Here is a 17,074-nt window from a genome sequence, read left to right as displayed (position 1 = left end):
GATGACCTGATGCGGAAGTCGTCGTCGCGACGGCGGCCCGTCGGTCATCAAACGCGGGTGGTACGAGGCGGTGGGTGATCGGGGCCGGCGCCGCGTGGGATGGGCGGAGTAAGCGCCATGAGCGTCCACAAACCACCCTCCCCGCTTGTCGGGTTGGCGTCGATCGAGGTCGGCGGCGCGGCGATGGCGATAGGAAGATGCCTATGGCACGACTGTCCGCCGCCGCCGTCCCGGGCCTTGGAGTCCTGGCCGCGGGAGGCGCCGTCGGGGCGGTCGCGTCGGCACCCGGTAACGGCTACCTGATCCTGGCCATCATCAGCCTCTTCGTCGTGGGGGTTAACATCACTGCCTGGCTCGTGATCCCGCGCATGGTCGCCTCGGTCACCGCACCCGCCGACGCCGCGGCGCCCGGCGCGTCCGCGCACACCCCGCCCGACGGGCTGGCCGACGCCCCCCGGATCGGGCCGGAGTGGCCGGGCGATCTCGCCGCCGAACCCGCCGCGGACGAGTGGTCGTCGTGCTGGGACTACGCCGGGCCCGACGAGTCCGACGGGGACAGCGCCGAGGACGAGCCCTGGTACCTGCCCGGCGCGGCGGACAACGTCTCCTGGAGCGTCGCCGTCGGCGGCCCGCGCTCCCGCCAGTCGAGCTGGTCACCGGGCGGTGCCGCCGACTAGGAGCGAGCGGCACACCGCTCACAGCAGCACCGCCAGCAGCACCGCGAGCCACAGGGACGCGCCGTGCAGGGACTGGTCGGCGAGGTACATGCCGTTCAGGCCATGCTCGGCGAGCTCGGCGAACTCCCCGCCCCCGGTGCGCACCAGCAGCCAGCGCACCGCCCGCCGCCGGTCCCACAGCGCGTGGCTGCCCGCGGACACCAGCAACCCGACCGCGACACCCACCGGCGACAGCGTCAGGTGCAGCGCGGCCAGCGTGCTGGCGGCCATGACGATCACGACCGCGTGGTAGGCGGCCAGATGGCGCGCCAGCGCCGCCCATCCGAGCCAGCCCGGCTCGGTCTTCAGCCGGGCCTGCGCGTCGGTCTGCCCGAGCACATGGTCGGCGAGCCGGTGCGCCACCAGGACGGTCACGATCAGGACGGCGAAGGTCACGGCCCTGGTCATGACGCCGATACCGGACGCCGGGGCAGTCGCGTGCTCATGTGATCCACTGTGCGGCGGCGCGCGGCATGGCACCGCATCCTGCGACGGCTTTCCGCTTGCCCGCCCGCCAATGCCGGCGGCCAGCGCGCGACAGCCGCGGGCGGGCTCGCGTCAGGCCAGGCCGGCGCGGCGGCGGGCGGTCTCGGCGACCGCCGCCCAGTCCTGCTCCTGCTGGCCGTGCGCCAGCGCGTCGAGGAAGGCGTCCCGCAGCACCCCGCCGAACGGCAGCGGGACGTTGCGCTCCTGTCCGGAGGTGAGGGCGAGCTGGACGTCCTTGAAGCCGAGGGGCAGCCGGAAGTTCACCGGCTCGTACCGCCGCTTTCCGATCATGCCGCCGTACCCGGCGAAGACGGGACCGGTGAACAGGGTGTCGGTCAGCACGTCGATGAACGCGCTCGGGTCGAGCCCGCCGGCCTCGATCACCGCCGTCGCCTCGGCCATCGCCTCGATGGAACATGCGATGAGGTAGTTGCCGAAGATCTTCACCAGGTTCGCCTGCGCCGGCTCCTCCCCGACCGGCCAGGTGCGCCGGCCGAGGACGTCGAACAGGGGCGCCACCTCGGCGATCGCCGCGGGGTCACCGCCGGCCACGACGGTGAGGTTGCCTGCGGCGGCCGCGTCGGTGCGGCCGAAGACGGGCGCGGCGAGGTAGCGCAGGCCGCGTTCGGCGTGCTCGCGGGCGGCCCGCTGCGCGAGCGCGGTGCTGACCGTCGCCATGTTCACGTGCAGCGCGCCGGCCGGCGCGGCGTCGAGCACGGCCGGGTCGAGCAGCCGCTCGGCGACGGCCGCGTCGTCGGACAGCATGCTCAGCACGGTGCCGGTCGCGAACGCCTCGTCGATGCCCGCCGCGATGGCCCCGGCGTCGGCGAGCCGTCGGACGGGCTCGGAGGAGCGGTTCCAGACCAGCACGGTGTGTCCCGCGTCGAGCAGATTTCGGGCCATCGCGGCCCCCATCCCACCCAGACCGATGAATCCGACCCTCATGCCGCACGCTCCTGACCGCCGGTCCGCGGGCGCGCGTCCGGACAGGCACAATCCTGTCGCACCCGTGTCGTCGGCGCGGTCGGGACCCCCGGGCGTCCGCCGGTCAGACGCCCGCCGGTCAGACGTCCGCCGGCACGGGCACGCCGCTGGCATCGCTGAGGGCGAGGAACTTCATCCGTGGCGGACCGGCGAGCAGGTCCCGCCAACCCGCCACGAAGCGGTGGATGTGCGGCTGGTCGGCGTGCTCGTCGAAGGCGGCGCGGTCGCGGTAGAGCTCGTAGAACAGCCGTGCGTTCGGCTCGCCGTCGATGCGGTGGGCGGCATAGACGATCGTGCCGGGCTCATGCTCGGCGACGAGGGGGATGGTCCTGGCGACCAGGGCATCGAACGCGTCCGCGGTGTCGGGGCGAACCTCGAACCGCACCATCAGACCGAACATGCGCACACCTCCGTCGGATGCCTCGCCGGGCGGGGGATACGCACATCTCCTCGCTCGGATGGCTACCGATTGTGACACTCATCGCCATCAGGGTAACGGTCGGCGGCAAGGATCGCGAGGGCACGGGTCACCAGATGGCGCATGAACGCCGGACGGCCGCGATAGCCGGCCAGGAACTCCTCCGGCGTGACGAGACGCCGCCCGGCCGACTCGTGGGTGGGCTCCCACAGCGCGAGCTCGGTGACCCGCGCGGCCCGGATCACCATGTAGCTGAGGTCGTCGGCGCCGAAGTAGTCCGACTCGACGACCTCGACGGGCAGCAGGGCGCCGAGCCGGGCCCGGACCTCCTCCCACGTCTCGCGCCGTACGGTCTGGTCGATGCTCGTCTCCCCGCGCTGGACGTGGCCGCCGGGGATGTCCAGCCCGCGGTCCAGCTCGGCCACGACGAGCCGGCCGTCGCCGGTGAGGGCCACCACCGCGGCGCTCGTCACCCGCTCGAACGGCGGGTCCGGAGCCGGCCCGAGGAACGTCAGCCGGGTCGCGCCCCCGCGGCGCTCCCGCACCGGTCGCCGATCCTCACCCGCGTCCGTCAAGGCGGCTCCTTCGATGCGCGCGGTGCCGGATTCGTCCGGCCTCCCTTTTATCGCAGGTTCGGCGGCGGCGGGCGGCTCAGTGCCCGGAATCCGGCGAGTGACCGGGTTCGCGTCGCCGGGAGCGGCCGGCGTCGCCGACCTGGCGGATCTCCTTGTGCGGGAAGCGCCGGCGCGCGTACTCCGCCGCCGGCGAATCGGCGGTCACGTACAGCGTCTCCACCTTGTCCTGCAGCGGCCGCAGCACCTGGGCCATGAAATCGCGGCGGTCCGCCAGGTACGGCTCGAGGACGTCCTCGCCGGCCGGGCACACCGCCATGCAGTACGCGGCCTTGTAGTTCGCGCGGAACGACAGGCTCTGCCACATCGAGGCGTTCTCGGTGTCACTCACCCGGGTCCGGAAGTCCGCGCCGTCCGTACTGTCCGCGACCGTCTCCGCCCAGTCGGTGAAGCCGCCCATGAACTCCCGGTAGTTGTGGGTGAAGCAGGTGTGGAAGTCGAACGAGCCGTCCTTGCCGATCGCCCCGACCGGGCACGCGGCCACGCAGAGCTTGCACTCCAGGCAGGGGTTGTAGTTGATGGGCGAGCCGTAGGCGCTCACCTCCGCGTCGACCAGCAGGGTGGTGAGCAGGACGAAGTTGCCGAAGCGGGGATGGATGACGTTGCGGTGGATGCCGATGGCGCCGAGCCCCGCGGCGACGGCGACCGTCTTGTGCGCGACGACCCAGATCCGCCCCGGGTAGCGGTCCATCTCCATCGGGAAGGTCGCGGACGGGTTCACCGCCCGGTACCCCGCGTCCGCCAGGGCCTGGACGATCCGGCGGGCGGCCTCGTTGATGATCTCGCCGCTGCGGTGGAACTCCTGGTTGGCGATGCTGCGCTCGGGAGACCGGACGTTGTCCCGGGCCATCCGGACGACGAGGGAGACGAGGCTGCGGGTGCCGGGCAGCGCCCGCTCGACGTGCGGCCGCTCGGCGGCGAGCTCCGGGCGGTCCAGCGGGACCGCGGCCACGTCGTCGGCACCCGCCCGCAGCGCGATCTCCCGCAGCCACTCGGCGTCGATCACCCGCGGTGACGGCGGCTGGCCGCCCTGGTCCGCCCGCGCGGCGGCCTGCCTGGCCCGTACGGCCCGGACGGACGGATGGTCGCGCAGCCGCGCCGGCAGGGTCGAGGACGGGTCGGGTCGTTCGTCCACGGTGCCTCCCAGATGTCAGTTGTAATTTCCAACTGACTATCGAGGTGGCCTGGCGGCTGGGTCAACCGGTTAGGTTGGATATCCGGACTGACCCGCGCTGGTGGGGCCGGGCACTGGTGGGGGCCGGGAGCTGGTGGGGCGGGGAGCGGAAGGATGATCGGCATGGTGGGTGGCGGGCGGGAGTGCTCGCTCGCGGGAGCGCTGGGCGTGGTCGGGGAGCGGTGGAGCCTGCTCGCGCTGCGCGAGGTGATGCTCGGCGAGCGGCGCTTCGACCAGATCGCCCGCAACACCGGGGCGAGCCGGGACATCCTCGCCGCCCGGCTGCGCACCCTCGTCGAGCACGGTGTGCTGGCGAAGGAGCTCTACCAGGAGCATCCGCCGCGCTACGAGTACGTCGCGACCGACGCCGGCCGCGCGCTGCAGCCGATCCTGCTGGCGCTGATGGCCTGGGGGGACCGGTATGTCACCGCGGGCCCGCCGCCGACGGTGTTCGAGCATGACTGTGGCGCCGAGCTGCGCCCGGAACTGACCTGCGGCCACTGCCACGCCCCCGTGGCGCCCGGCTCCGCCCGCCTGGTCCGGCTCGGTCAGGTCCACTGAGCGTTTGACCTCGTCCGCCGGCCCCGTCGGACGAGCCGGGTGCTCGGTCGGTTGCGCTGCGGAGGACGGTGGTCAACCACGGTTCATCGAATGTCCGTCTGGCGGCAGGGTCACTCGGATCACAGAGCCCTGGACGGACTGGGCTGCACCATTTGTGAAACGTACTTCGACGAACCATGATTCGGTCAAGTACAGTTCGGTCAACCGTACTTCGATCTGAAGGGTCGGACGATGGCTGTGCCTGCGAAGCCCACTCACCTGTTCGATCGGCATGCCGAGTGGCGAGGCCTGACGTCCTTCGTGGCCGATGCTCGCCCGGGAGCGACTCTCGGCGTGGTGAGCGGGCGGCGCCGGCAGGGCAAGAGCTATCTACTCCAGGCGCTGGCCACTGCCGCCGGCGGGATCTACTTCCCCGCCCTGGAACTGACCGAGGCGGTCTCGCTGCGGCTGTTCGCCGATGAACTCGTCAGATTCACCGGCGCCCCGGTCCCACCTTTCCGGGACTGGCTGGACGCCGTCCCGTTCCTTCTGCGTGCCGCGAGCGGCCGCCCCGTACCAGTCGTGATCGACGAGTTCCCGTTTCTGGTCAAGGCGTCGCCGGAGCTGCCGTCGATCATCCAACGTGAGCTCGGGCCAGGCGGCAGCGGCGGTGCCAGCAGCGCGCGCCTGCTGCTGTGCGGCTCAGCGATGTCCGTCATGGGAGGACTGCTGTCCGGACAGGCGCCGCTGCGCGGACGCGCGGGTCTCGAACTGCTGGTCCATCCCTTCGGCTACCGGGACGCCGCGCGGTTCTGGGGCATCACGGATCCGGCACTCGCGGTACTCGTGCACTCCGTGGTCGGCGGAACACCCGCCTACCGTCGCGAATTCGTCCGCGACGACGCCCCGTCGGGCTTGGGCGACTTCGACGCCTGGATGATCAGGACCGTGCTGAACCCGCAGACCCCTCTGTTCCGAGAAGCCCGCTATCTTCTCACGGAGGAGACCGACATCCGCGACTCATCGCTGTATCACTCCGTGCTGTCCGCCGTCGCCGGGGGGAACTCGACCAGTGGGGGCATCGCCAGCTATGTCGGCAGGAAGGCCAACGAGATAGCCCACCCGCTGCGGGTTCTGGAGGACTCCCGGCTGCTGGTCAGGGAGCCCGACCTGTTCAGGCCAGGGAGGGCGGTCTACAGGATAGCCGAGCCGCTGATCAGCTTTTATCACGCGGTGATGAGTCGGGACTGGACAAGGCTGGAGCGCGGCGACGCGGCGACGATCTGGCCCAGCGCGCAGCCGCGATTCCTTTCCCAGATCGTTGGCCCGCATTTCGAGACCGTCTGCCGGGACTATGCGATCATGGCCGACCCGGTGGTGTTTGGCGGCCTGCCAGCCGAGGTCGGAGCGGGAGTAGTGGCCGACCCCGCCAAGAAGACTCAGATCCAGATCGATGTCGCCGTGCTTGCGCCGGCAGAACACGGACAACCGCGCAGGATCCTCTCCCTCGGGGAAACGAAGTGGGACCGAGTTATGGACCGGCGTCACACCGAGCGCCTGCGCCGCGCCCGCGACCTGCTGACAGCCAAGGGCTTTGACACCCGTGACACGGTCATCACCTGTTACTCGGGTGCGGGATTCCACCCGGACCTGGAATCCGAGGGTCCGAGGGATGTCCGACTCATTGGCCTCGACCAGCTGTACGCGGGCTGACCGGCGGCGAGAGGATCAGGCCATCAGCGCCACAGGCCACGGGGTCTCCCGGAGCGTCCATGGCTGCAATGGCACAATCCTCCTCGAAAAGTTGACGACCCGCGAGTAGCGCGACGTCCGTCGGCCGAACTGTGGCCGCTCTACGGCCCTTACAATGGCTCGGCCGTGGCTCGGCCTTGCGTAGCGGGCTTGAGTTCCGGTGGGTGTCGCAGCACCGCTGACCCGCAGGCCGCAGAGCCCATTATCATACTGAGGTGCCTACGACTCATGTCCTGATCGTCGGTCTTGACCCACATGCGCTGCCGGGTGTGGATGTCCAAGCGATTGAACGCGGTCTCGCGTACGGCCTCGGGCGGGTCCAGGAGGCTGGTTACCTCGCCGAGCAACTTCTGGTTCCACTCGACGAGTCAGCGCTGGACCAGATCAGGAAAGCGTTGGTCAGCCAGGCCTGGGATGCCGTCGTCATTGGCGGAGGTATCCGCAAGCCCGAGCCACTGCTGGAGTTCTTCGAGGCCGTGGTCAACCTCGTGCACGCCGCCGTGCCGACCGCCAAGATCGCGTTCAACTCCGACGGTGGAGCCAGCCTCGAGGCCGTCCAACGGGTCCTGTCCTGACAGAGTGCGCCTGGCCACAACGCCACCCCTGTGACGTCCTGTAACCCCTGGCGCAGGAAGTGCCGTACGGCAGTTGTAGGACGGATGTCGGTGGACGTCGCCGAGCCCGTCACCTGCAATGATGGACGCCGGTAGATGCTCACGCACGGCCTGTCGAGGTCTGGCGACGGCGCGGCGGTCGGCTTCGCTGGGGCGGTGGGCGTAGACGCGCAGGGTGATGGTGCCGCTGTTGCCGTGGCCGGCGGGTGGCGGTGGTCGACGCCGGCGGCCCCGTCGACACCTGCTGGACAGCCTGAGTGCGGGAGGGGGGATTTGAACCCCCACGCCCTAGGGCGGCAGGACCTAAACCTGCTGCGTCTGCCATTCCGCCACTCCCGCGTGGCTCCAGAGTAGCGAGCGTCGAGGGTTCACTGACGGGCTGGTTCTCCGAAGCGTCGATCGGGTGTCACGCTGCGCGGCCAGGGTGGTCCGGATGCGTTCTGACTGCGCCGGCGAGGTTTGTGAGGCGGTTCGCTGGACACGTAACCGCACGTCAGCAGGGTTCGTGCCGTCGGCCACAGAGCCGCCCCACAGTCGCCCAGCCGACAGGTGGGACGGCGCTGCTGTCGCCTGGCCGACCCGCACGGCGGGGCGCCGGGCGGCAGGGTGGGCCGTGCGCCGGTTCGCGCGAGGACGACTGGGAGACGACGCAGATGACGACCATGGAGGTCCCCGACACCCCCACGGCCACGGACACGGGCGGCGACGCGGAGAGCACCGCGGAGCGCGCGCTGCTGGAGCGCAACGCGGCGCTCACGCTCATCCACAGCGGTCAGGCGACCACCGCGACCGTCGACACGCTGCGCGACACCGGTGCCCGGGTCAACGGGCGGGCCGTCGCCGAGGTGCGGCTGCTCGTCGACCGGCCGGGGGCGGAGCCGTACCCGGTGACCCGCAGCGCGGTCGCGCCGGAGCCGGACGTCGACCTCGCCGAGGCCGCCGTCGCCTCCTCGGGCCGGCCCCGGCGCATCCCCGTCCTCGTCGATCCGGGCCGTCCGGACAACGTGCTCCTGCGCTGGGACCTGCGCCCGGCGAGCTAGTCAGGCGGTGGCGAGGTCGAGGTCGCGCAGCAGCTTGGCGACGTGGCCCGTCGCGCGGACGTTGTACTGCGCGACCTCGATCGCCCCGTCGGCGCCGATCACGAACGTCGAGCGGATGACCCCGACGGTCTTCTTGCCGTACATCGTCTTCTCGCCGAAGGCGCCGTAGGCCTGGAGCACCGCGCGATCCGGGTCGGACAGCAGCGGGAACGTCAGGGCCTGGTTGTCGCGGAACTTCGCGAGCTTCGCCGGCTTGTCCGGGGAGATCCCGAGCACGTCGATGCCGGCGTCGCCGAGCAGGGCCAGGTTGTCGCGGAAGTCGCAGGCCTGCTTCGTGCAGCCGGGGGTGGACGCGGCCGGGTAGAAGTAGACGACGACGCGCCGGCCCCGGTACGACGACAGCGCGACCTCCTTGCCGTCGGCGTCGGGCAGGGTGAAGTCGGGGGCGGGGTCGCCGGGGGCGAGACGGGCGGCGCTGGCGGTCTCAGTCATGGCCCGACAAGCTAGCCGGGCCGCGCGCGCCCCGGCAAACCGCCTCCCCGCGGGACGGCGCCGCCGGGTCGAGACCCGGCCGCCGTCCCGCGAGGTGTGGTGTGGCGGATTCGAGCTGTGGTGTGGCGGATTCAGCGTGTGGCGGGCTCAGCGTGTGGCGGGCTCAGCTCGCGGCGGAGACGGCGGCGCGGAAGCCGTCTGGGGTGAGCTGGTCGCCGGTGAGCTGTCTGCCGTTGATGAGCACGGTCGGGGTGCCGGTGACGCCGGCCTTGCCCGCGTCGCTGTCGACCTTGGCGACGTAGCCGTCGTACGTGCCGTTGTTCACCGCGTCCTTGTAGGCCTGGGAGGTCAGGCCGGCCTTGGCGCCGAGCTCGATGAGCGTGGCGTTGGTGAATCCGCCGGTGTGCTCCTTGGGCTGGTTGGCGTACAGGACGTCATGCAGCTGGCGGAACTTCCCCTCGTTCGCGGCCGCGGCCGAGGCGTTCGCCGCCCGCTTCGACTCGGGGCCCAGGAACGACATCATGTGATAGTCAATCTTGATCTTTCCCTCGTCGAGCAGGCCGCGGAAGGTCGAGCCGGTCTGCTTCTCCAGGGCCTCGCAGGCGGGGCACTGGAAGTCCTCGTACATGTCGACGGTGACGGGGGCCGAGGCCTTGCCCACGACGATGCCGTGGTCGGTCCCGGTCGACCCGGCCGGCAGGACGACGGGCTTGGACTCCTCCCGCGAGTTCTGCACGGCGAACCCGATGCCACCGGCGACGAGCAGCGCCAGGACCACCACGCCGGCGACGATCCAGTTGCGCCGCCGCCGCTCCCGCGCCGCCTCGGCCGCCCGCGCCGCCGCCGCCTTCGCCCGCCGCTCGTCGGCGCTGCTGCGCCGCTTGTCGACCGGCCGCCCGCCACCGGAGCCGGAGCCGCCCTTCGACCCGGATCCGCCGCCTGAGCCGCTCGCGTCAGGCTTGCGCAGGACGTCCGATCCGTCGGTGTCGGGCTGGTCCGCGCCGGCCCGCGCCTGGCCCGCCGAGCCCCGGGTGGGGCCGCCGTTCCTGCCGCCGGACCTAGTCTTCGAGGTCATCGTCGTCACTCCCGAAACGGTCGTCGACCGGTCTGTCGAGGAGGCGGTCCACGGCGAGGTAGCCGACGGGCCGCCAGGCGAGCACCGCCGCGACGGCCAGCAGCAGGCTGTCGCGGATGAGCTCGGAGGTGTAGTGGGTGGAGGCGCCTGCGGACAGGTCGCCGCCGGAGGAGAAGCAGCCGCAGTCGATGCGCAGGCCGCGGGCCGCCGCCGAGGCGATCGCCGCGATGTAGAGGGCGAACATCAGCGCTGAGACCAGGGCCGTCACCCGTACGGCGAGGCCCGCGACCAGCAGCACGCCGAGCGCGATCTCCAGGAACGGCACGCCGTACGCGACGGGCTGCACCAGCGCCTCGGGGAGGATCCGGAACGCGCGTATCGAGCGCACCATGCCCTCGGGATCATTGATCTTGAGTAGCCCGGCGGCCAGCCAGACGGCGCCGAGCACGAGCCGTAGCGCCGTGGAGACGGCACGGCTGGCCGGCTGTGTCGGCGCGCTGAGGCGATAGGCAAGGGTGTTCATGTCCGTGGTTCCGGTCCGGACCGCTCGGCGGTCAGCGTGGGCAGGTCGTCGATGTAGTTCTGGACACTCGTGCCCGCCAGGTACAGCACACGGACCCGATCGTCGCGGGAGAAAACGATCACCTGGGACCCGTGGGCGACCTGAATCGAGCCGTCGGCCTGGACCTCCGGCTTCTCCAGCGGAACGCCGAGGGACTCGGCGTCGGCCTGGATCTGGTCGAACGACCCACGGACTCCGATGAAGCTCGCGTCGAACTGTCTAAGCCAACGAGTGAGAACCGGTCCGGTATCCCGATCCGGATCGGTCGTCACGAACACGACCGCGATTTGCCGCCGGACGTCGGGTTTGACCTCGCTGAGCGCGGCCGCGAGGTCGGCCATGGTCGTCGGGCAGACGTCCGGGCAGTTCGTGTACCCGAAGAACAGCATGGTGATCTTGCCCTTGGTGCGGGCGCGCAGGTCGAACGGGGCACCGTTGACATCGGTCAGCGTGTTGAGGGTGGGCTCGGCCTGGCGGTCGGCCGGGACGACGCCGTGCAGCCCGTTGTCGCCGGTGTTCCCGCCGTCGACGATGGTGACGCCGTCGTCGGTGCCGGACCCGGCGCATGCGCCGACCAGCATGGACGTGACGGCGAGGAGGACACCGACCAGGCCGAGGCGGCGTCCGGCGCGGCGGGGCGAGTGATCGGGTCGGTCCGCGGGCGACGGGCGGAACGTGGGCGACGGGCGGCGGGCGGGTGTCCGGCGGAGCCGGGTGGCGGCTGCCTGGCGGCAGCCTGTGATCTGGGACATGACGCTCCAGGAGCAGGCGCGACGGGTGCGCGCGAAGATCGCCGACCGCCTCGGGGACGTCGCCCGAACCCGCTGCGGTCCGGGGACGGACCGGTCAGGGGACGCGATCGACGGTAAGGAGACGCTCGGCGCGCAAGCCTCGGGAGCCGGGGCCCGATCCGCTCGGCCGCCGCGGGCGATCCCGGCTGCCGCGCCGGCGATCGGCCGGCGGGACGGGTCAGGCCGCGACGAGCGGCCTGGAGGGCGCCCGGTGACGTGACGCTGGAACCGCCGCGCCGGCGGGCGGCCCGCGGCGGGCGACGGCGTGGCGCAGCAGGCCCAGCCGGGGGCGGGCGATCGGGTCGGCCCGTCGGGGACGAACGACGCCGGCGGCCGGCACCGGCATGATGCCCGGCACCCGTGCCCCACGGGGCCGCCAGGTCAGCAGCCGGCTGGCCGCGTCGAGCACCCGTGCCCCCCGGCGGACCCACCACAGGGTGAGAGCTGCGGCCACGGCGTGGGCCAGCGGCATGGCGGCGGCCAGGGCCACGGCCGACGCCGGCGCGTGCCCTGGCATCGGTCCGGTCGCATCCCTGGACACGGCCCCCGCGATGGGTCCCGGCGTGGCCCCGGCCGCCAGGGCCGCCGCGCCGTGGCCGCCGACGGAGCCGGTGGCCCGCTGGGCGGCGAGCCGGCGAGCGGCGGCCAGCAGCGCCGGATCGACCCGCGCCAGGCCCAGGTCGAAACGCGCGGACAGGGCGGCCGGCGCATCCGCGCGGCGCAGGGCCGCCGCGGCGGCACCCGTCATGCCCGGCGCGGGGATGCGGTCGTGGCAGAGCAGGATGTCGGCGAGCAGACCCGCGCCCGGCCGGCCGCGCGCGAGCCCGGCCGGCCCGGTCCCACCGCTCGCGCTGAGAGCGAGGGCGCCGTGCAGCAGGGCCTGCACGGCCAGCAGCCCGCCGAACGACCGCGGACCGCCGATCCGCCGCGGCGCGGGCGCCGACGCGTGGTGACCCGCGCGCGGCGGCCGGCGGACCGGGTGCGATGTCCGGCGGGTCGCGTGTGACGTGTGGCGACTCGTGGCCGGCGAGCGACGGGTGGTCAGCGACAGGTGGACGACCTCGCCGATGGCGGCGAGCAGCAGGGCCGCCGCCGTGACCGCGGCCAGCACCCGCGCCGAGGGCGCCGGGCCGGCGAACGGTGCGTGGGCCAGCAGCGCGAGCCCTACGGCCGGGATCGCGAACGCCACGCCGGCCAGCGCCGCGCGCGCGACGGCCGCCCGACGCTCGGGGTTCCACCGGCTGGCATGCACGGACCTCAGCGTAATGTCCGCCGTCCCGCCGCCGTCGGTGCGACCGGCCCGTCACGGTGGTGCCGACCGGCCCGATCCGGGCACGCCGACCGCCCGCTCCGGCCGCGCCGAGCTGGTCGCCGTCCGCGGTGGGGGCCGGCGTGAGCTGGGCGGGGCGGTGATCCGGGTGGCCCTGAGAGGTATGTCCGCGCGATCCGCGCGACGTTTCACCTCGCCGGGGGGTGGTCGGTCTGGCACGATCGGAGCAGGCTGGCCGCACCCGATGTGGGGCGTCCGCGGCGCGGCGTCGAGGTGGTCGACGTCGTGTCGCGTACCGCGTGGCCGCCATCCGCACCGGACGAGAGGGCGAGATCCGTGCCGCAGGACCCGGCCGTGATTCAGCGGCAGATCGAGGAGACCCGCGCCGAGCTGGCCGACACGATCGACGCCATCGCGGAGATTGTCAGCCCGCGCCGGATCGCGGAGCGCGCCCAGGACCAGCTGCGCGTGCGCACCGCGGAGCTGCGCGCGCGCTACGGCCCGGCGCTGGGCATCGGTCCTGGTTCCGGGGCCCCGGCCCTGCCAGCCGTAGCGGACGGGCTCGCCGGAGCCGAGGGGCCCCTCGGCGCGTACGGGTCCGCTGGGGTGGCGCCGGGCGGGGGCGCGGCGGTGGTGCGGGTCGTGCGCTGGGACCGGGTGGCGCTGGTCGGCGGCGGCCTGCTGCTGTTCGCCGGCGGGGTACGCCGCCGGCGGCGCCGCTCCGCGCGGCGTTGACGGGCGCGGACGTCCCGCGCGGACGGATGGTGCTGCTGCGCCACGGGCAGACGGCGTGGAGCCGCGACGGCCGGCACACCGGCCGCACCGACGTGCCGCTGACGCCGGAGGGCGAGCGGCAGGCGGCCGGGCAGGCGGCGCGGCTGGCGTCGTGGTCGTTCCCGCTGGTGGTGACGAGCCCGCGCGTGCGCGCCCGGCGCACCGCCGACCTCGCCGGACTGGTCGTGCCGACGGTGGGGGAGCGGGTCGTCTGGGACGAGCTGGCCGAGTGGGACTACGGCGAATACGAGGGGATCACGACCGCGACGATCCGTGAGTCGGTGCCGGGCTGGACGGTCTGGGACGCCCCGGTTCCCGGTGGGGAGACCGCGCAGCAGGTCGCGGCGCGCGCCGACGCGGTACTCGACCGGCTGCGCCCCCGGCTGGCCGGTGCCGACGTGGCGCTGGTCGGGCACGGCCATATGCTGCGGGTGCTCATCGCCCGCTGGCTCGGCCTGCCGCCGCGCGCCGGTGCCTGTCTGACGCTGGCGGCCGGCGGCCTGTCGGTCCTCGGCCACGAGCATGAGACGCCCGTCGTCGAGGCCCTCAACCTGCCGGCCTGAGCGAGCCCGCCGGCGGCGGGCACCGGGACGGCGGGCTCGCTGGGCGAAGGCTCAGAGGTTGCCGGACCGGCGCAGACCCGCGAGGGCGACCACGCCGGGGATGACCGGCAGCCAGAAGGTGATCACCCGGTAGACGAGGACCGCGGCGAGCATGACCGCCGCCGTACCGCCCGCCGCCGCCAGCCCGAAGGCCAGCGCCGGCTCCAGCGCGCCGACTCCGCCGGCGGTCGGCGCGGCCCCCGCCACCATGGAACCGACCAGGTAGACGGTGGCCACGGACATGAAGGTGACATCGCCGCCGAACGCCCACACGGTGCAGGCGAGTGCCAGGATCTGGGTGAGCCGGGTGGCCGCCTGGGACAGCAGCAGCATCGTCGCGCGGCCCGGCGAGTGCGCGAGCACCGACAGGTGGCCGCGGAAGACCCGGACCGCTGGCCGCGCCACGGCCCGCACCCGCGGATGCGCCACGGTGCCGGTGACCGCCGCCGCGACGATCACGCAGACGATCACGCACGGCCCCGCGCCGACGTCGTGGATGGTGGAACGCACCGGGCTGATCACGGCCGCCCCGATCCCGGTGCCGCTGAGCGTCCCCGCGACGATCACCAGGCCGAGCAGGTGGGACACCGCCCCTGCGCCCTTGATCGAGGCGATCGCCGCCAGCGCCGCCGGCCGGGTCATGCCCTGTTTCTGCAGGTACCGCAGGTGGATGGCGATCGCGCCGAGGCCGGCCGGCACGATCCGGTTCGTCGCGGCGGCCGCCACCTGGACGCCCGTCACCGTCCGCAACTCCAGGCGCAGCCCGCTCGCCGCCCGCATCGAGAGCCCGTTGGCGATGTAGAACACCACGGTGCACCCGGCGCACGCGGCCAGCCAGTGCCAGCGCGGCGCGGGCACGCCGGACAGGCGGGAGGCGGCGTCCCCGCGAAAACGCACCACCAGGACGACGAACAGGGCCGCGACGGCGACGGCGAACAGGGCGGAGCGCCGCCGGGATCGCCCCCGACCGCCGGCGACCGCCAGCGGCTCGGCGAAGACATGGTGATGCTGATCGGCCTCGACGACGGCGACCGCGGTACCCGGGATGACCGGGGCGGCCCGCAGGGCCGCCGAGCGCGGGACCTGTGCTGCCGGGGACTCCTGGGCCGTCATGGCCGGGGCGGGCGGACTGTCCGCGTCGAGCAGGACCAGGATCTCGATGACAACCCCCGTTGGACCGCAGCCGTGGTCACGCTCATGGAGAAGGAGACGCGTGTCACGGTACGCGAGTTGCCTGAACAACGCCTGAAGCGGGCGCGGTCGCGAGCTGTCCGCTGCCCGTCCGTGACCTGCGTTCCGGTCAAATCGCTGGTCACAAGGCCCGGGGCGGCCGCACGCCGACCGGCCTGGTCGGGCGCCGCGCCGGTCAGGAGCCGCATGCCGCCTCCAACGAGCCCTCCTGCCGCGGCGGGTCGGGCTGGCGGGGCAGGTCGAACCAGACCTGTTTGCCCGGGCGCTGGTCGTCCTGGACGTCGTCCACACCCCACTGCAGGGCCAGCGCGGCGACAAGATGCATGCCCCGCCCGGACTCGTCGTCCTCGCCCGCCGGCCTCAGCGCCGGACGCAGCGAGCTCCCGTCGTCGACCGTGATGCGGATCCGATCGATCCGCAGGGCGACGGTCAGGCACAGGGCGCCGCGATCCCCGATGAAGCGCACGGCGTTCGTCACGACCTCGCTGACGAGAAGCTGCGCGACCTCGATGGTCTCGGCGCGGTTCCAGGCGGCGAGCAGTTCGGCGACCAGGCGGCGGGCCCAGCCGGCGGCGCGGGGGTCGGCGGGCAGGTCGAAGCGCGCGGTCAGTGCTCCGGCCACGCCTCACCTTCCGTGGGATCGAACGGGACGACCTCGATAGTCCGATGTCGTCCTCACGCCGGGCGAGGTGCCCGGCGTCGCGTACCTGCCACATCGCCCGGCGCCTCAAACCTGTACGCCTGTGGCCGCGGCTCGGCCCCGCGACCCGGTGCCGCCCCTGGATACCGCGCCCGGTGCCGTCCGCCGCCGCGACGCGCCGCGGGCGGGGGGACCTCCTGGCGTCCCCGCGCCGCCCATCGTGCGTCAGATGACGTCGATGCCGTCCAGGACGGACCCCCGGCGTGCCAGCCATGCCTGGGTGACCTCGTCGACCTGTCCCTGCTCGATGCGGGCCGCGGCCGGCGACAGGCCGTTGTTGGCGGGCTGCGCGGGCATGGTGAGGTCGTCGGGATGCGGCGCCGGGCGGCGCGCCGGCTCAGCGTGGGACGGGCCGCCGGGCGGACGCTGGTCCGCGGCGCGGCGCGGCGCGTTCGGGACGCCGGAACCATGTGTCCCGATCGGACCACGCCCGGGGTGCGCCGCCCCGGTCCGCGGGTCGTGCCCGCCGCGTCGATCGTCCGGCGCCGCGGCGGCTCGCTCCGCCTGGGACGGCGAGTACGGTGACCGGCCTCCCACCGGCGCCGCCCCGGCGGGCGGGCCAGCTCGCTCGGCGGCACGGGCGCCGTCGCCCGCCCCGCCTCGGCCCGGCCATCCGGGCGGGCCGCCGTTGCCCGCGAACGGGGCGTCGGCACTGCTGCCGCCCGGCCCCATCCCCCGGCCGTCGGGGCCGCCGGTCCGCGCCGCGGCGTCGCCCGGATACCGCTGTCCTGGCCAGCCCTCGCCGGCGCGCACCGCGGCCAGGTCGGCCTGGGCCGCGAGCTCGACCGGCCCGGAGATCGGCGGCACCGGCCGGGACGCGGGCACCGCCGTGCCGTCCGGGTACCGGGGCGGCGCGCCGCGGTCCAGCGACGGCGCCGGCATGGCCGGATCGGGCTGGCCATGCCCGCGCCGGCCGTCGGCCGCCGCCGGATCGGCGGCCGGTATCCGGGGATGCGCGCCGGTCGGACGCGGGGGAACATCCCCGGCGCCCGCGGGGCGCGTCGGTGGCATGCCGGGCGGTGAGAGTCCCGGCAACCCGGCGCCCGCGGAGACGGGACGCTCCCGGCCGGACTCCCCGGCGATCGGGTATGCGCCCGTGGCCCGTGGTTGACCAGCGGACGGACGGGCCTGGGTCAGGCCGGCGGCGGCGAGCCGGTCGCGGTAGTCGTTGTTGACCTCGTACCGATGCCGGTGGCGCTCGGCGACCTCCGGCGCGTTGTACTCGCGCCGGGCGACCGTGCCCGGGCCGAGCGCGCAGGTG

The 17,074-nt window shown here is 73.6% G+C and carries 19 protein-coding genes, 1 tRNA gene and 1 pseudogene; 7 read left to right on the top strand and 14 right to left on the bottom strand.

The features are described from left to right. Nucleotides 1-203: 203 nt before the first annotated feature. Nucleotides 204-677, top strand: coding sequence for a hypothetical protein (locus tag AC6EXY_RS25440; protein WP_499818305.1), 474 nt, complete (start codon nt 204-206; stop codon nt 675-677). 18 nt (nt 678-695) lie between these two features. Here AC6EXY_RS25440 and AC6EXY_RS25435 read toward each other — a convergent pair whose 3' ends face one another. The 5 genes from AC6EXY_RS25435 to AC6EXY_RS25415 form a co-directional block, all read right to left on the bottom strand. Next, nucleotides 696-1,124: a DUF3307 domain-containing protein gene (locus AC6EXY_RS25435; protein WP_499818306.1), complete on the bottom strand. Its 429-nt coding sequence runs from the start codon at nt 1,122-1,124 to the stop codon at nt 696-698. A gap of 150 nt (nt 1,125-1,274) precedes the next feature. Further along, entirely contained in the window at nt 1,275-2,147 is an 873-nt protein-coding gene (locus tag AC6EXY_RS25430; RefSeq protein WP_101832312.1) for an NAD(P)-dependent oxidoreductase, read from the bottom strand. Between the two features lie 118 nt (nt 2,148-2,265). Then, the gene (locus AC6EXY_RS25425) at nt 2,266-2,586 is read right to left on the bottom strand and encodes a putative quinol monooxygenase (protein ID WP_101832311.1); all 321 of its coding nucleotides are present in this window, start codon (nt 2,584-2,586) and stop codon (nt 2,266-2,268) included. 62 nt (nt 2,587-2,648) lie between these two features. After that, nucleotides 2,649-3,179 (bottom strand): NUDIX domain-containing protein, encoded by a 531-nt coding sequence (locus AC6EXY_RS25420; RefSeq protein ID WP_101832310.1) that lies wholly within the window; start codon nt 3,177-3,179, stop codon nt 2,649-2,651. A 76-nt stretch (nt 3,180-3,255) separates the two neighbouring features. Beyond that, nucleotides 3,256-4,371: an epoxyqueuosine reductase gene (locus AC6EXY_RS25415; RefSeq protein ID WP_499818307.1), complete on the bottom strand. Its 1,116-nt coding sequence runs from the start codon at nt 4,369-4,371 to the stop codon at nt 3,256-3,258. A 153-nt stretch (nt 4,372-4,524) separates the two neighbouring features. Here AC6EXY_RS25415 and AC6EXY_RS25410 point away from each other — a divergent pair, with 153 nt between their 5' ends. From AC6EXY_RS25410 to AC6EXY_RS25400, 3 genes are all read left to right on the top strand, one after another. Then, nucleotides 4,525-4,971 (top strand): winged helix-turn-helix transcriptional regulator, encoded by a 447-nt coding sequence (locus tag AC6EXY_RS25410; protein ID WP_207770513.1) that lies wholly within the window; start codon nt 4,525-4,527, stop codon nt 4,969-4,971. Nucleotides 4,972-5,202: 231 nt separating this feature from the next. Then, nucleotides 5,203-6,663 carry an AAA family ATPase gene (locus AC6EXY_RS25405; RefSeq protein WP_499818308.1) on the top strand — a complete coding sequence of 487 codons (1,461 nt, stop codon included), beginning with the start codon at nt 5,203-5,205 and terminating at the stop codon, nt 6,661-6,663. Nucleotides 6,664-6,971: 308 nt separating this feature from the next. Beyond that, nucleotides 6,972-7,277, top strand: coding sequence for a hypothetical protein (locus tag AC6EXY_RS25400; RefSeq protein ID WP_499818310.1), 306 nt, complete (start codon nt 6,972-6,974; stop codon nt 7,275-7,277). Between the two features lie 297 nt (nt 7,278-7,574). On the opposite strand, the gene AC6EXY_RS25395 is transcribed toward AC6EXY_RS25400, so the two are convergent. Further along, a tRNA-Leu gene (locus AC6EXY_RS25395) sits at nt 7,575-7,655 on the bottom strand. 314 nt (nt 7,656-7,969) lie between these two features. Here AC6EXY_RS25395 and AC6EXY_RS25390 point away from each other — a divergent pair. Next, entirely contained in the window at nt 7,970-8,356 is a 387-nt protein-coding gene (locus tag AC6EXY_RS25390; RefSeq protein ID WP_243407963.1) for a hypothetical protein, read from the top strand. Here the strand turns inward: AC6EXY_RS25390 and bcp are convergent, their stop codons facing one another. The 5 genes from bcp to AC6EXY_RS25365 all read right to left on the bottom strand — a co-directional run bounded on the left by bcp (nt 8,357) and on the right by AC6EXY_RS25365 (nt 12,528). Then, nucleotides 8,357-8,848, bottom strand: coding sequence for a thioredoxin-dependent thiol peroxidase (gene bcp / locus AC6EXY_RS25385; protein WP_499818311.1), 492 nt, complete (start codon nt 8,846-8,848; stop codon nt 8,357-8,359). 163 nt (nt 8,849-9,011) lie between these two features. Further along, nucleotides 9,012-9,923: a DsbA family protein gene (locus AC6EXY_RS25380; protein WP_243407962.1), complete on the bottom strand. Its 912-nt coding sequence runs from the start codon at nt 9,921-9,923 to the stop codon at nt 9,012-9,014. Continuing rightward, the gene (locus tag AC6EXY_RS25375; protein ID WP_499818312.1) at nt 9,907-10,446 is read right to left on the bottom strand and encodes a MauE/DoxX family redox-associated membrane protein; all 540 of its coding nucleotides are present in this window, start codon (nt 10,444-10,446) and stop codon (nt 9,907-9,909) included. Before AC6EXY_RS25375 ends, AC6EXY_RS25380 begins: the two co-directional genes overlap by 17 nt. Next, complete coding sequence (locus AC6EXY_RS25370; RefSeq protein WP_101834195.1) at nt 10,443-11,237, bottom strand: SCO family protein; 795 nt, start codon at nt 11,235-11,237, stop codon at nt 10,443-10,445. The genes AC6EXY_RS25375 and AC6EXY_RS25370 overlap by 4 nt, the downstream gene beginning before the upstream one ends. 217 nt (nt 11,238-11,454) lie before the next feature. Then, complete coding sequence (locus AC6EXY_RS25365; protein ID WP_499818313.1) at nt 11,455-12,528, bottom strand: hypothetical protein; 1,074 nt, start codon at nt 12,526-12,528, stop codon at nt 11,455-11,457. Between the two features lie 354 nt (nt 12,529-12,882). Between AC6EXY_RS25365 and AC6EXY_RS25360 the strand changes: the two genes are divergently transcribed. Next, nucleotides 12,883-13,281 carry a DUF3618 domain-containing protein gene (locus tag AC6EXY_RS25360; protein WP_101834208.1) on the top strand — a complete coding sequence of 133 codons (399 nt, stop codon included), beginning with the start codon at nt 12,883-12,885 and terminating at the stop codon, nt 13,279-13,281. A 26-nt stretch (nt 13,282-13,307) separates the two neighbouring features. Beyond that, a complete protein-coding gene (locus AC6EXY_RS25355) occupies nt 13,308-13,883 on the top strand; it encodes a histidine phosphatase family protein (RefSeq protein ID WP_101834192.1) in 576 nt (191 codons plus the stop codon). A 51-nt stretch (nt 13,884-13,934) separates the two neighbouring features. On the opposite strand, the gene AC6EXY_RS25350 is transcribed toward AC6EXY_RS25355, so the two are convergent. From AC6EXY_RS25350 to AC6EXY_RS25340, 3 genes and pseudogenes are all read right to left on the bottom strand, one after another. After that, nucleotides 13,935-15,164: a lysylphosphatidylglycerol synthase transmembrane domain-containing protein gene (locus AC6EXY_RS25350; RefSeq protein ID WP_165818596.1), complete on the bottom strand. Its 1,230-nt coding sequence runs from the start codon at nt 15,162-15,164 to the stop codon at nt 13,935-13,937. 124 nt (nt 15,165-15,288) lie between these two features. Next, complete coding sequence (locus tag AC6EXY_RS25345; RefSeq protein WP_101834190.1) at nt 15,289-15,735, bottom strand: ATP-binding protein; 447 nt, start codon at nt 15,733-15,735, stop codon at nt 15,289-15,291. Between the two features lie 243 nt (nt 15,736-15,978). Further along, nucleotides 15,979-17,074: pseudogene (locus AC6EXY_RS25340) on the bottom strand (hypothetical protein); the annotation flags it as partial.

It is taken from the genome of Frankia sp. RB5, assembly GCF_059816245.1.
Note: the sequence above shows the minus strand (reverse complement) of the source record. Positions and strands in the feature narration are given on the sequence as shown.